At 38.6% G+C, this 14,639-nt stretch carries 11 protein-coding genes; 2 read left to right on the forward strand and 9 right to left on the reverse strand.

Translation table 11 applies throughout. The annotated features are described in order from the left end of the window. Window positions 1–188 precede the first annotated feature (188 nt). From H561_RS0108560 to H561_RS0108590, 6 genes are all read right to left on the reverse strand, one after another. Entirely contained in the window at window positions 189–1,721 is a 1,533-nt protein-coding gene (locus H561_RS0108560) for a M20/M25/M40 family metallo-hydrolase (protein ID WP_027386621.1), read from the reverse strand. 326 nt (window positions 1,722–2,047) lie between these two features. After that, window positions 2,048–3,667, reverse strand: a complete 1,620-nt coding sequence (locus tag H561_RS22290) for a helix-turn-helix domain-containing protein (RefSeq protein WP_155845766.1) — start codon at window positions 3,665–3,667, stop codon at window positions 2,048–2,050. Between the two features lie 714 nt (window positions 3,668–4,381). After that, window positions 4,382–5,824: a TolC family protein gene (locus tag H561_RS0108570; protein ID WP_027386622.1), complete on the reverse strand. Its 1,443-nt coding sequence runs from the start codon at window positions 5,822–5,824 to the stop codon at window positions 4,382–4,384. Beyond that, a complete protein-coding gene (locus H561_RS0108575; RefSeq protein ID WP_027386623.1) occupies window positions 5,811–9,005 on the reverse strand; it encodes an efflux RND transporter permease subunit in 3,195 nt (1,064 codons plus the stop codon). The genes H561_RS0108570 and H561_RS0108575 overlap by 14 nt, the downstream gene beginning before the upstream one ends. Window positions 9,006–9,012: 7 nt before the next feature. Then, the gene (locus H561_RS0108580) at window positions 9,013–10,092 is read right to left on the reverse strand and encodes an efflux RND transporter periplasmic adaptor subunit (protein WP_027386624.1); all 1,080 of its coding nucleotides are present in this window, start codon (window positions 10,090–10,092) and stop codon (window positions 9,013–9,015) included. 145 nt (window positions 10,093–10,237) lie between these two features. Next, window positions 10,238–10,606 (reverse strand): hypothetical protein, encoded by a 369-nt coding sequence (locus tag H561_RS0108590; protein WP_228372241.1) that lies wholly within the window; start codon window positions 10,604–10,606, stop codon window positions 10,238–10,240. A 531-nt stretch (window positions 10,607–11,137) separates the two neighbouring features. Between H561_RS0108590 and H561_RS0108595 the strand changes: the two genes are divergently transcribed. Next, window positions 11,138–11,524, forward strand: coding sequence for a hypothetical protein (locus H561_RS0108595; RefSeq protein WP_027386626.1), 387 nt, complete (start codon window positions 11,138–11,140; stop codon window positions 11,522–11,524). A gap of 32 nt (window positions 11,525–11,556) precedes the next feature. Further along, window positions 11,557–11,988, forward strand: a complete 432-nt coding sequence (locus H561_RS0108600; RefSeq protein WP_027386627.1) for an META domain-containing protein — start codon at window positions 11,557–11,559, stop codon at window positions 11,986–11,988. Window positions 11,989–12,044: 56 nt separating this feature from the next. Here H561_RS0108600 and H561_RS0108605 read toward each other — a convergent pair whose 3' ends face one another. The 3 genes from H561_RS0108605 to porN form a co-directional block, all read right to left on the reverse strand. Continuing rightward, window positions 12,045–12,317: a SemiSWEET transporter gene (locus H561_RS0108605; RefSeq protein ID WP_027386628.1), complete on the reverse strand. Its 273-nt coding sequence runs from the start codon at window positions 12,315–12,317 to the stop codon at window positions 12,045–12,047. 291 nt (window positions 12,318–12,608) lie between these two features. Continuing rightward, window positions 12,609–13,643 (reverse strand): NAD(P)/FAD-dependent oxidoreductase, encoded by a 1,035-nt coding sequence (locus tag H561_RS0108615; RefSeq protein ID WP_027386629.1) that lies wholly within the window; start codon window positions 13,641–13,643, stop codon window positions 12,609–12,611. A gap of 55 nt (window positions 13,644–13,698) precedes the next feature. Beyond that, window positions 13,699–14,637, reverse strand: a complete 939-nt coding sequence (porN, locus tag H561_RS0108620) for a type IX secretion system ring subunit PorN/GldN (RefSeq protein WP_027386630.1) — start codon at window positions 14,635–14,637, stop codon at window positions 13,699–13,701. Window positions 14,638–14,639: the final 2 nt, after the last annotated feature.

Below are 14,639 nucleotides of genomic sequence, written 5' to 3' on the forward strand. Positions count from 1 at the left end.
TTCATCGATTGTTCTGTTGCTAAGAAGCTGTTTAAATTTATATCAGAAAATAATTTCTCGCAGATTATGATGATCATGCAGATTTTATACATATTCAGATATCTGCCACATCTAATAAGTAGCGTAAATAAAGTTTTAAAAACATTTATAGAATTTCAAACAGAATTTCGGGAATATTCCCTTGCTCATTACTTATCATAATTCTTCATCATAAATTCAAAATAATGAATCATTTTCATATAGTTTTCAATACTGAGGTATTCATTGGTGCTGTGAATGGACTGTTTTTCGGCATCATTGATTTTGATCGGCATAAACCGGTAAATATTTTTGCTGACGATCTGGTATTTATAGGCATCCGTTGCCCCAACGGTAAGATACGGAGTTGCTATTGCCGTAGGATGAATTTCTTTAACGGCCGCTTCAATCAGTCTGAATGCTTTGGTATTGCTAGGCGAAACCGCCGAGGCTTCTTTTACCTGGTCAATATCTTCTATCTCCACTTCGAACCCTTTGGTCGCTTCGGCGATATGTTTTTTCACGTCGTTTACCGTGTTCCCGGGCAGCAGCCTGAAATTCACGACAAATTCCACTTCGGGAGAAAGGACGTTCGGCGCATCGCTTCCCTTCATCATGGTTAAAGCTGTCGTGGTACGGACCAGTGCATTGGTCGAATTATTTTTTGCCAACTGAGATAATAATACGGGTTTTAACAACCACTGATTGGAAATTCCCATCCTGTTTATAAACGACATGGAACCGCCGATATTGGTGAAAAACTCATTGATCAGCGGCGTGATCATTGGTTTCATCTGATCATGTTCCAGCCTCTGCATAATGATGGCCGCCTTTCCGATTGCACTTTCCATCGGAGGCATCGAAGCATGTCCGCCCAATCCTTTTACTTTGATTTTTACGGAGAGAAAGCCTTTCTCTGCACAGCCGATCACGGCAATATCAGAATTGATTCCGGCCACACTGCCTTTTTCTAAAATCAGCCCTCCTTCGTCATACACCGCATCGAATTTTATATTTTTGCTTTTAAAATAACCGGCGATTTTTGCAGCGCCCTGCTGTCCGCCCACTTCCTCATCAAACCCGAAAGCCAGATAAATATCCCGTTGCGGAACATATTTGTTTTTAATCAGAGCATTCATGGATTCCATCAGCGAGAAAAGCATCCCTTTCATATCGATGGCTCCCCTGCCATAGATCCGTCCATTGGCCACCGCTCCGGAAAACGGCCCGAAATCCCAGTCCTCCGCAACTTCTGAAACGGGAGGCAAAGGTTGATCGTCCGGCCTGAAAACATTTTCACTTTTATCTTTTATATCAGCTTCTCCCGGAGGCACCACATCGGTGTGGGAAAGAAATAAAATAGGGTCGAGAGAAGGATTGCTTCCTTTCAGCCGGAACACTAAACCATATTTATTGACTTCGGTATATTCCACATTTTCATAAACCAACGGATACGATGTTTTGAGGTATTCTTTGATGGTATCAAATGTCGAGTAATCAAATTCCCCCAATTCTCCGGCAGAAACGGTAGGAATTTTCAGTCCGCTTGATAGCCGCTGTACTGCTGAGTCATCTTTTATCATTTTCCAGCCCTGAGCCGTTTCAGCACTTACTTTTTTAAAAGGATAGGTGAGTGTTTTGATTAAGACGAGGATTATTATAATGAGGAGAATACCAAGGAGAATGAAGATGAGTTTTTTCATGACAGATGTTAATAGTATGACAAATATAGTGGATTTGAATTTATTATTTTGAATGGCCGTAAACCCAGAGACTTTGTTATCTCATCAAATGTTATTTCTTAAAATTCCATATTTCAAATCTTAAATTTAACTTTGAATTTATAGCACTTTTTGTAAAAATTCAATTGAATAAAAGGGCTATTATATGAGAGGCTAATCAACATGAGATATTTAATACACAAATTCTACACTATTAGATTTGTATAATTCTAATTTTGTATTTAATTCTAATTATATTTTACGGGCATACCATCAATTTTTTTGAATTTAAATAACAAAATCCCGAATTACTCCTTATCCTCCAGCTCCTGCATCCTCTTTTTAATAAAATCCGTAGGACGGATGCCGTTGATTTCAAAGAAAAGATCGGAGAAGTTCTGCCGGGAAGCAATGCCGCATTCTTTGGCGAGGGTTTCGATGTTGTATTTGAGGTATTGTTTGTTTTCGAACAGTAAAACCGTAATGTAATTGATCCTCAGCTGGCTCAGGTATTTGTTGAAATTAACGCCTTTATGTTCATTAATCACCTGTGACAGGTAATTGGAATTGGTTCCCAACTGTGAGGCCAGTTTGCTGATGGTAAGGCCTTTTTGGATAAATCCTTTTTTGCTTTCAAAGGTTTGCAGCTTGCAGAGAAGTTCTTCCACTTTACTTTCCTGCAGAAGCGTTCTTTTTTCTTCAACAGGAATAATATCTTCCTTAGGAGCCTCTTGATTTTTCGTGAATTTTTCTTCAAGGAAAATATATTTCTCCTTAATTTCCTTGGCCTTCCTGTGTCTTTTGGCAAATAATATAATCAGCCCGACAGCCCAGATGATCAAGACAATAATAATAACCGTTACCAGATAATTGATTTTCTGGAGTTTGTTTTTCTCATCCAATAGTGTTTGGGTATCATAGTCTTTATGGATCTTCGGCGACAGGTAACTGAAATCCTTTGACATGATGCTGTCTGCTTTCAAAAGCTGGCTGGTATAGTATAGCTGCTGGGTCTGATCTTTGTGTTTTTTGCTGTAATCGATCAGTATTTCATAATTTTCCCTTAACTCCGGAAGAATGAAGTGGTAGCGGTTAAATACAGAATCTATCTTTTTGAAATAAATGACGGATTCCTGAGTGTTTTTTAATCCCAGGTAACTTTTTCCGATATAAAAATAATTAACGGACAGCCTTGCAAAATCCCTGCTGTCTTTCAAAGAGGCTAAAGATTCATCAAGATGCATTAATGCTTTCTGGTATCGGCTATCCCTGTAATCCGAAATTCCTTGTGATAAAAGAAAATACCCTCTTTCCTGAGTATAGTCAGGATTATTTGCGGTCTCGGAAAGTCCTGTCTGTATGGCTGAATCGGTTTCTTTATGTTTTCCGAGATGCCGGTAACAGATGAGCAATTGGTGAAGGCTGTTCAGATATGCTCTTTTATTATTGTAAATTTCATTCGGATGAGACTTGATAATAGTCTTTACTTTTTCCCTGTAGTAAATGATACATTGTGTAAATACTTCAGACGCTTCCTCATAATATCCAAGATAACTTTTTACTACCCCAATATGATAGAGATTCTGGTATTTTAAAAATTCGTTGCGGGTGTTTTTTGAATATTCATAGGCTTTAAGGTATTCGTTGAGAGCCAACTGGTATTTTTTATAATGGTAATAATATACGACTCCTTTTTCAATGTGGCCAATGATCATGAGATCTTTATCCCGGGACAGGTTTGCAGCCCAGACTGTACTGTCGGCATATATCAGCTTGTCTTCGTTTTTGGAAGTATAAAATACCCCGTCTTTATATCCCTGAACCAGTTTTTCGTAATTCTTTTCTTTTTTTGCCTTATTAATATACGGCTGAATAAAAGAAAACGCCTTGACATCATTTTCCTTAAAATACTCATACTTTGATCTCAACTGATCATATTCATTATATGATTGCTGGGCGAGTATAAGTCCAAAACATCCTGTAAAAAATAAAAAAAATAATTTTTTGACCACTTTAATGAGTTATTCCATGAATAAGAAGGTCAAAAATACGTAAAATCAAACTGATTTTCTCAAAGAATAATGAATTAATGCACACAATTGAAATTTTTATTTTACAAAAATAAAAACTGACTACCAGCACATTAAATTTATTTGACCCCTGAATTAGGACGTCTTAATTTATAAATAAAGACAACAAATGTTTTTATTTACCGATCTCAGGTGATAACTTTGGACTCAGAATTCAGCGGTACAAAATTTATTAACAATGAAATACAGTTTGTAAAGCGGGAAACCATAACGAGAAAACAACAATAAAAGCTTCATTACAAATCAACAATCAGACCAAAGGGTAAAAACTAACAGCTACACAAAAAAACATGATGATTCGATCATATCCTGCCACCTTCTTTAACAGGAATTATTTTAGGGAAGGTTGGCTTTTTCAGAATTAATGCAAATAAAAACTAACGGCTTTTTAAACTAATAACCATCAGAAATTAAATTACATACTTACCTTGATGTAAGTATATTGAGAAGAGGTTTTCATGAACCTGTTTTTATTGAAGTTTTCAGTTAAATCGAAAAGAGACTATCCATACGGAAAGCCTCTTTTCTTTTTAAAACATTAAGGATTTATAATCACTTCCAGCCTCCGCCTAAGCTCTTATAAATATCAACAACTGTACTCAGCTGTTTTTCTTTTGCTTCAACCAGTTCCATTTTGGCATCCAAAGCATCCCTCTGGTTCAGAAGGACCTCCAGATAATCTGCCCTTGAATTCCGGAACAGCTGATTCGCAATATCGATCGATTGTTCTAATGACTTCGTTTCCTGAGATTTTAACTGATAATACTGGTCAATGTTTTTAATTTTTGACATCAGATTCGCCACATCCAGGTAAGCATTAAGAATGGTTTTATCATATTCATACAATGCCTGGATCTGTCTTGCATCCGCAGTCTGGAAATTGGCTTTGATCGCACTTTTATTGATCAGCGGGCCTGCCAGCTCCCCTACTAAACTCGCCGCCATGGATTCCGGCAGTTTTACGAGGTAAGAAGGTTTAAATGCTTCCAATCCCAATGTTGCGGAAATTTCCAGTGAAGGGTAAAACTCTTTCCTTGCTGCTTCCACATCAAGTTTTGATGCTTTCAGCTCAAGCTCGGCCTGCTTGATGTCCGGACGGTTAGCCAGCAACTGCGAAGGGATTCCCGTATAAACCGTCTGCGGAATGGTTGACATGAAACTTTCCTTTGATCTTACGATCGGCTGAGGATAACGCCCGCACAGGGCATTGATTTCATTTTCCTTTTCTGTAATTTCCTGACGAATGGTATATTCCGTTGCTTTGGATTTCGCCAGCTCCGCTTCAAACTTCTTTACTGCCAGTTCGGTTGCAGCTGCCGCTTCTTTCTGGATTTTTGAAATTTCCAGCGCTCTCTGCTGAAGCTTTATATACTCCTGAATAATATCCAGCTGATTATCCAGGGCCAGCAATTCATAATAGTTATCCGCCACCTCTTCAATTAAATTGGACAGAACGAAATTTTTTCCTTCTACCGTAGAGAGATAATGCGCGACTGCAGATTCTTTTTCTGTTCTTAATTTTTTCCAGATGTCAATTTCCCAGTTTGCAGTTAAGCCTCCTTCAAAATTCCCAAGCGGATCCGGTATTTCCTTTCCGGGTTCGATATCCGTAGTGGCATCACCAGCTCCCTCACTGGTATAACGGCCTGCTTTTTTTACTCCGGCACCGATTCCTGCAGAAACAGTAGGGGTCAGTCTTCCTTTTTTCGCTAACACACCGCTTCTGGCAATTTCAATATCCTGCAGCGTGATCATCAGTTCCTGATTGTTCTTTAATGAGGTTTCAATTAAAGCAACCAGATTAGGATCCGTAAAGAACTGCCTCCAGGGTGTCGTTCCTGTGTTCGCGTTGGCATCCGCCTGCTCTTCCTGATTAAAGTTCTGAGGTACATTTTCTTTTACCTCATCTTTTACAACGGTCGCCATAGGTGCCTTACAGCCTGCTAAAACAAGCAATAAGGCAACGGCTGCCATATATTTATTATAAATCTTCATGTTTATCATCGTGTTGGTAAGGTTCTGTTTGTTCTGTTAAAGGATTTTCTTCTTCATATCTTGCCAGTTTCGACTTTTCTGCAATGGTTCCGAAGATGTAATACAATCCCGGGATAATGATCAGCCCGAAAACGGTTCCGATCAGCATACCTCCTGCTGCAGCTGTACCGATGGTACGGTTACCGATAGCTCCCGGCCCTGTTGCCATTACCAATGGAATCAAACCGGCAATGAATGCAAATGACGTCATCAGGATCGGACGGAAACGGATTGCAGCCCCCTCAATCGCAGCCTGCGCTACCGGAATTCCTTCTTCAGCCTTCTTCTGTACAGCGAATTCCACAATCAGCACGGCGTTCTTACCTAACAGACCAATCAACATGACCATGGCTACCTGTGCATAAATGTTGTTTTCCAATCCTAATAATTTCAGACATAAAAATGCTCCGAAAATCCCTGTCGGCAATGATAAGATTACCGGTAACGGAAGAATGAAACTTTCATACTGGGCGGCCAGAATCAGGTAAACAAACCCTAAGCAGACCAGAAAAATAAATATGGCTTCATTTCCACGGCTTACCTCATCTTTGGAGATCCCCGCCCAGTCGATCCCGAAACCTCTCGGAAGTGTTTTATCCGCTACTTCCTTAATGGCTGCAATCGCCTGTCCGGAACTGTAACCCGGCGCGGGCGTTCCGCTCACCTCGGCAGAGTTGTACATGTTATGTCTGGTAATCTCGGATAAACCATATACTTTTTCAAGATGCATGAAATCTGAGTATGGAACCATCTGGTCTTTGTCATTTTTCACATATAATTTCAGTAAATCCGACGGAAGCGCACGGTACTGCGGTCCGGCCTGAACAATTACCTTATACGGACGGTCAAAACGTATAAAACTGGTTTCATAGTTCGAACCGATCAGCGTTGATAGGTTATCCATCGCTTTTTCGATCGTTACTCCTTTCTGTTCGGCCAGATCATTGTCAATCTTCAGCATATACTGCGGGAAACTTGCAGAATAGAACGTAAATGCAGAACCCAGTTCAGGACGCTTTTTCAGTTCATTGACAAAATCATTGCTTACTTTTTCCATCTTCTGGTAATCACCGCTTCCGGCTTTATCCAAAAGACGAAGCTCAAAACCACCGGCAGCACCATAACCTGGAATTGATGGTGGCTGGAAGAATTCGATATTGGCCCCAGGAATATTTTTAGCTTTTTCTTCAAGCTTCTCGATAATCTCTGATGCGGATTCTGAACGGTCTTCCCAGCTTTTAAGGTTGATCAGACAGGTTCCTGAATTGGATCCCGTACCTTCAGTCAGGATTTCATAACCGGCCAGTGAGGAAACGGACTGAACTCCATCAATACCTTCAGATTCTCTTAATAATTCTTTAGCAATCTGATTTGTTCTTTCCAGGGTAGACCCCGGAGGCGTCTGAATAATCGCATAGATCATTCCCTGATCCTCTGCCGGAATAAATCCTGAAGGCAATGAGTTGCTTAAGAAAAAGGTACAGGCACAAAACGCCAATAATAAAGGAAGCGTAAATGTTTTCTTCTTAACTGTTTTAGTCAGCAATTTCTCATATTTCCCGGCTCCTTTTGTAAATAAATTATTGAATTTATCTAAGAAAATCGTGATCGGAGTTCTTCTTTTTGCTTTTCCGTGGTTATTTTTTAAAATTAAAGCACACAAAGCCGGCGTCAATGTCAAAGCGACCACTCCAGAAAGGATGATTGCCGAAGCCATTGTAATAGAGAACTGGCGGTAAAATACGCCAACCGGACCTGACATGAATGCAATCGGGATGAATACGGATGCCATTACCAATGTAATCGCGATAATCGCCCCGCTGATTTCATGCATGGCCTCTTCCGTTGCTTTTAACGGAGAAAGTCCTTTTTCTTCCATCTTGGCATGGACCGCTTCAATCACCACAATCGCATCATCGACAACAACCCCGATCGCCATAACCAAAGCAAATAATGAGATCATGTTTAATGTAATTCCGAAAGCGGACATGATCGCAAAGGTACCGATCAGCGAAACCGGAACCGCAATCGCCGGGATCAGGGTTGAACGCCAGTCGCCAAGGAAAAGGAATACCACGATCGCCACCAAAATAAAGGCCTCAAATAAAGTATGGATCACTTTTTCAATGGATGCGTCAAGGAATCTTGAAACGTCATAACTGATATCATAATGCATTCCTTTTGGAAACGTGGTCTTCTGCAGGTCCGCCATCAAAGATTTTACATTTTTGATAACATCACTAGCATTGGATCCGTATGACTGTTTTACGGTAATCGCGGCAGACGGTTTTCCGTTTAAGGTAGAATAAATATCATACATGGAGGAACCGAATTCGATATCTGCCACATCTTTAAGCCTCACAAATTCCCCGTCGGTTTTGGCCTTCAGGATAATATTCCCGTAATCTTTTTCATTATTGAAACGGCCGGGATATTTTAAAATATATTCAAATGACTGTGATCTTTTCCCTGAACTTTCCCCTGTTTTTCCAGGAGAAGCTTCCAGACTCTGAGCATTTAAAGCCTCCATCACTTCATCTGCTGAAATGCTGTATGCCGTTAACCGGTCAGGTTTAAGCCAGATCCGCATCGCATATTCTCTGGTTCCCAGGATATCGGCAAAACCTACTCCGCTTACCCTTCTCAGTTCAGACATTACATTAATATCCGCATAGTTGAAAAGGAATTTCTGGTCAGATTTCGGGTCGTCACTGTATAGGTTAATATACATCAGCATGTTGGGTTCTTCACGGGTAATTTTCACCCCTTCACGAACCACCAGCGGCGGAAGTTTATTTACAACAGAAGACACCCGGTTCTGAACGTTTACAGCGGCTACGTTAGGATCAGTCCCCAGGTCAAAAACTACCTGAATGGAGGCTTCCCCGTCATTTCCGGCATCGGAAGTCATATATTTCATGCCGGGCACCCCGTTTAATCCTCTTTCCAGCGGAATCACCACGGATTTGATCAACAGTTCGTTGTTAGCACCCGGATATTCTGCCGTGATGTTTACTTTGGGAGGTGAAATAGACGGAAACTGGGTAACCGGCAATTTCATCAGGGATAAAACTCCCATAAATACGATAATCAATGAGATTACAATAGACAGAACAGGTCTGCGAATGAATTTCTTAAACATATTGCTTCTATTCTGCTTTTAATTTCAATGACTGAAGAACTTTTTTAGGATCCTGGAATTTTGTCTGAACTTTCTGGTCATCCTTCACTTTCTGCACGCCTTCAAGTAAAATTTTATCTCCTGTTGCCAGCCCGGAACTTATTACATATACATCGGGGAGCTCATACGATACTTTAATATTCTTAGATCTTGCCACTCCATCTTTTCCTACGACAAAAACATATTTCTGATCCTGAATTTCATAGGTCGCTTTCTGAGGAATGATCAAAGCATTTTTAAGCGGTAAAGTCATTCTTACTTTTCCTGTTTCCCCGTTTCTTAAAAGTTTATTGGGATTTGGAAATTTTGCCCTGAAGGCAATATTTCCGGTTTCATTGTCAAATTCCCCTTCGATAGTCTGGATCTGGCCTTTTTGAGGGAGCACTTCCCCGTTTGCCATTACCAGGCTTACTTCGCTGCTGCCCCGATCCGCCACATGCATCTGATAACTTAGGTATTCCGGTTCTGAAACGTTGAAATAACTGTACATATTGGTATTGTCTGAAAGTGAAGTGAGTAAATCACCTTCATCAATTAAACTTCCGAGCTTCAGGGGAATCCTGTTGATAATTCCTGAAAACGGGGCTTTGATGTCTGTAAAAGACAAGTGGATCTGGGCCAGTTTAGCTTCTGCATTGGCTGCATCAAGCTTTGCCTTTGCCATTGATCTTTCGTTTTTAGAAACAATATTGTTACTGGCCAATGTACTTGCATTTTTAAGCTCAATAGAGGCCTGAGCAACCTCTGCCTGGGCCTTTAATAATTCTGCCTGGTACAGTTTGGGCATGATCCTGAACAAGGTTTGTCCCTGATGCACGAACTGGCCTTCGTCTACAAAGATTTTCTCGAGAAAACCTTTTTCCTGTGCCCTTACCTCAATGTTCTTTACCGATTGGATCTGGGCTACATACTCCTTGTCAATCACCGTATCCATTACCAGCGGAGAGGTTACGGGATATACTGAAGTTTCTTCTTTTTCTTCTTTTTTCTTGTTGCAACTGAACAACAAAAGACTGCTTAGGGCTACGCCTGCGACAACTCTTTTCATCATAATTACAGAGTTTATATAAATCGTTAATGTTTTAATAGGAAATGGTAATGAGGACATGGCTGCGATGCAATGGTTACCGGCCAGGCAGCACAGGATATTTCTGCCGACACATCAGCAGAAAACATATCGGAAAACTGAATTTTTAGATTCTGATTGAACGGATCAGAATGAATCTTTTTACAGTGGAAAAGCCGGACAGAAAACCATTAATGGTAGGCTTCGATTTTTTGAAACTCTTTAATCCGAAAATATAGACAAGTGTAAAAATACTGGTAAAAAAGAGCACATTCTGCATCGTATCAGATAACTGAAAATCATCTTCAGTAAGCTCTAACGAATAGGTATTGCCGGCATCATCAGCGATCTGCCTGATTGAAAGTTTTTCACTGGTCTCATTTAAGCGGTTTGCTTTTTTGGGAAGATTATGAGAGGCATGACCTATATAATCATTTTTCAATGTTCTGACATTAATCTTGCTTTCTACTACGAACAGCAGAAAAATTCCCGTCAAAAAATATATTATATAGTTTCTCATATGGTTACTGCAAATGTAAGTCTAAGTTGCAATACCTTTCAACCCAATTCCCCAATTTGTAAAATATGTTAACAATATTTAACGCTTCTTTAAATTAACTGAATTCATCAAAATTACTGGATAACAACTCTATTACACAACAGTTAAAACATACAAAATCAAAACTTTATATAACTTAAATTCATTAACATTAATCTTTGGTACTAAATTTGCTATTAGAGCAAACATCAGAATGAAGCCTAAGAATGTTAATTAATCATAAAATATATTTTCTGAGTATTTTTACTCATTATAAATCATTGAAATTTTTTAGTGGTAGTAAAGCAGAGAATATATTTTAAATTATATCATTTAGCTATGCTATTTATCGTCGAATTTATCTTTTAATATCGATATGATTAATAATTTATAATTAATTTATGTAAAATTAACATATTATTTAAATAATAGGCGTAAATTTATGCCATTATAATATTTCGATCACACACCAATCTCAAATCACATTCTATGAAAAAATTATTACCTATTTTAATGGTCCTTATGGCAGTAGCCTGTAAACATCCTGTAAAAGAAGAAGTCGATTTACAAAATGTAGCAGCTGTAGACAATACCGATCCTGATAAAATCGTAAAGGATATTTATACTGATGCATACGGAGACCAGCTTGAAGTAGCGGTTAACGAAACCCGGAATACCATTACCGTCCATCTGAACGGAAAATCCTACGAACTGAAAAAAAATGATGAATTGCCGGAATATACTGCAGGAGATGCAGAATATCAGTATTCTGATATTAATGGTGATATTACTTTTCTTAGAAAAGGATATAATATGGTCATGTTCCACCACAAAAAGGATAGATCTTCAGCGGCTGGTAAAATGGCTTCTTATTAATACTTAATTACAAATAATATATCTGATATTTTATGAAAAAGACAATACTTTTCTGCTGTTCATTTTTAGTCTTATTGTTTATGGCTTCATGCATGACCAAGACTGCCAATTCTGCAAATACTGACATTACAGGAAAAACCTGGAAACTGACAGAGATCAACGGGCAGCCGATCAGCCTTAAAAATCCCGGTGCCAATCCGTATTTTAAACTTAATACAGCTGATATGCGCTATGAAGGACACGGAGGATGTAATGGTGTAGGCGGAACTTTTGAACTTAAGCCAAGTACAATGCGCATTAAATTTAATCAGGGCATGTCTACCATGATTGCATGTGATGACCTGGAAACAGAACGTGCTTTTACCCAAGCTCTTCTTTCTGCAGACAATTACTCCGTCAACGGAAATATACTGACTCTCAATAAAGCCAAGATGGCTCCTTTGGCAAAGTTTATTTTAAAATAACCCTGATATAAACACATCATTATAAATGAAAGCACTTCTATATTTTACAGAAGTGCTCACTTTTTATGATATGATTTCTTCTTATAGAGTATACAGCAGATCAGCAAAGTTATATTAACCAGAACGGCAAAAGCATTCGAAAGGATAATCGGAAGTTCATCCTGTATAAATCCATACCATACCCATAAAGAAAGTCCTGAAATAAGGACTATGATCATCACCCATGATAGATCATCGGCATTTTTATTTTTAATAACTTTTATAAGCTGCGGGATCATTGAAACCGAAGTAAGCACCCCTGCTATAATTCCCAATACATTTTCGTCCATACATTTATTATTCTGGATTTCAAGATAAGAAATTTTTACTGAGTAAATTATGATTCTGATCTATCTGATAAAAAAAATCGGATTCTGGTCAATCTGCTGCTATTCCGGTTTCAGCAAACGGATGATGGCCTTGAATATTTACCGAAATATATTTATTTCATTCATCTTTATTAAAATAAAAACCGGTAAAATTCTCATCGGTAAGTTAAATTAATTGATGGGTGCAAAAATGAATTAGTCATTTTCAGTAAATTGCATAGGACTAAAATCTGAAGTGCTTCAGTTAAAGATTTATAAAAACCGGTCCAGCGAAATTTCCTCATGCAGAGGAATATTTTCTTCTATAAAATCATACAGGCTTTTAGAGAAATAACAGCCGTTCAGAATTCCTCTGGCTCCCAGGCCATTGAAGACATACAGGTTCTGGTATTCAGAATGCCTCCCGACAATCGGTCTGCGGTCTTTCACCGTTGGCCTGAACCCGAAGTTCACGTCAGCAATTTCAAAATCATAGGGGTAAAACTCGGCAAGCCCTTTTTTTAACTGTTCTACTGCTGAATCATCAATATAATCATGAAGCTGTTCCCTATCGTAGGTGCCGCCATAAAAGTACAACCCGTGTTCTACGGGAAACAGGAAATGTTTCTTTTTGATCGTTATATTTTCAGGAATCGGTTTGGAAAGCCTGACTTTAATATGATGGCCTTTATTCGGCTGTAAGGGAATATGGGAAAAGAACGGGTTTTCTTTCACGCCAATGCCTTCACAAAACAGGATATTCTTAAATTTCAAATTTTTATAAACCGAAGTCTGAGTATCCACTTCAGCATAATCAAATTTATCTCTAATAATCTGGTTCTTATTTTCTAAAAAACCAAATAAACCCTTGAAAAATGCTCTAACCTTTAATCTGGCAGACTGATTTACCTTTCCGGTATGAAAGTCGTTTTTTACAGCCTCTAAATGATTGAAATTTTTATCTAAAAAATGAATAAGTTCATCTTTTTCTGATTTTTTATACCAAAGCTGCTGTTCATTCTCATCATGAAATATTCTGTGGATGGGCGCATCAATCAGATAATTTTCGCCGGTATATTCTTGAATCTCTCTGAGTGACTGTCTCAAAAAATCGATCTGTTCCTGTGCTTTCCAGAAAGTCGTAAACTTTTTAAGAACTACAGGATTGACAATACCGGCCGAAACCTGGGATGCACTTTTTTTCCCTTCCGAAAATATAACAAATGATTTATTATTCCTGATCAGCTGGTGGGCAAAAAAAAGTGCGGCGTAGCCGTCTCCGACGATGATATATTCTACATTCTCCATAATAAAAAAAACCTGAGTAAAAATACTCAGGTTTTCTATAACTATCAAGTGAAATTTAGTAATTCCACATATCATTTTCCATTTGAAGGATCTGCGCCTTAATTCTGTCGCTTTCTTCAATCTGTTCCTCAGAATCTCTAGGGATATAGTCTTTAATAATGCCATCACCTAACCCTGTAGAAGATTTGAAGATCACCGAAGAGAATCTTCTTGCGTTGATCAAATCATCAAAAGATAAATCTGCAGAGGTATTTTTTCTGTTATAAACATAGTTGTTGGCTAAAATATCCCTTGCATTAGGATAATATACCCAGAAAAGATCAATCAATTCATCAGAACCCGGTAAAGGCTGCCCGTCCGGAGTAGTTCTACCAATCAATTTCGGATCCGGACCCATCGCAGCAATTCCCAAAGGCCTGTACTTCAATTGTCCGTCTCTCTTATCGATAAACCACATCCCGAATACTTTCAGAACTTTTACTTTTTCTGTTGTCGTTTCGTATACGTCAGTAAGCTCTTTTTTCTCCTGTTCAGTTAACTGACGTCCGCTATTTAAAATATTAATAGCTTCGTCATCAACTCTGACATCAACTAATCTAGACTTAATTTGTTCAGGAGTAAGTCTTATAACGAAGTTTTCATCGTCATACACTTCCTTGATCTCGCCATTCAGAGCTCCATCAAGCAAAAGTTTATATAATGATTTTGTTTCTGTAGATAATAATCCGTCAGGATTGTTATAGTAGAAAGGCTGATTGATCTTGTCATTCATATCAATCACTTCCCAAACAAACATGCTTTTCAGGATGTCCTTATCATCGACAAACCCGTATTCCAAAGGTTTTACTTTTTTATCGATAACGGTATCTCCCACTTTCATTTTGTTCTCAGCTCTCATTTTTCTGAATTCTTCCGGAGAAGATGCATTCAGGATAGTCTGGGAAAACATCAATCCCGAAACCAATACTAAAAAACTGCTAATATATTTTTTCATAA

Source organism: Chryseobacterium gregarium DSM 19109 (assembly GCF_000430845.1).
In the GTDB taxonomy this organism is placed as follows: domain Bacteria; phylum Bacteroidota; class Bacteroidia; order Flavobacteriales; family Weeksellaceae; genus Chryseobacterium; species Chryseobacterium gregarium.

Bases quoted from the DNA above. Each gene is read 5' to 3' on its own strand.
- H561_RS0108560 (WP_027386621.1), bottom strand. From the start codon at position 1,721: ATGAAAAAACTCATCTTCATTCTCCTTGGTATTCTCCTCATTATAATA.
- H561_RS0108570 (WP_027386622.1), bottom strand. From the start codon at position 5,824: ATGAAGATTTATAATAAATATATGGCAGCCGTTGCCTTATTGCTTGTT.
- H561_RS0108575 (WP_027386623.1), bottom strand. From the start codon at position 9,005: ATGTTTAAGAAATTCATTCGCAGACCTGTTCTGTCTATTGTAATCTCA.
- H561_RS0108580 (WP_027386624.1), bottom strand. From the start codon at position 10,092: ATGAAAAGAGTTGTCGCAGGCGTAGCCCTAAGCAGTCTTTTGTTGTTC.
- H561_RS0108595 (WP_027386626.1), top strand. From the start codon at position 11,138: ATGAAAAAATTATTACCTATTTTAATGGTCCTTATGGCAGTAGCCTGT.
- H561_RS0108600 (WP_027386627.1), top strand. From the start codon at position 11,557: ATGAAAAAGACAATACTTTTCTGCTGTTCATTTTTAGTCTTATTGTTT.
- H561_RS0108605 (WP_027386628.1), bottom strand. From the start codon at position 12,317: ATGGACGAAAATGTATTGGGAATTATAGCAGGGGTGCTTACTTCGGTT.
- H561_RS0108615 (WP_027386629.1), bottom strand. From the start codon at position 13,643: ATGGAGAATGTAGAATATATCATCGTCGGAGACGGCTACGCCGCACTT.
- porN (WP_027386630.1), bottom strand. From the start codon at position 14,637: ATGAAAAAATATATTAGCAGTTTTTTAGTATTGGTTTCGGGATTGATG.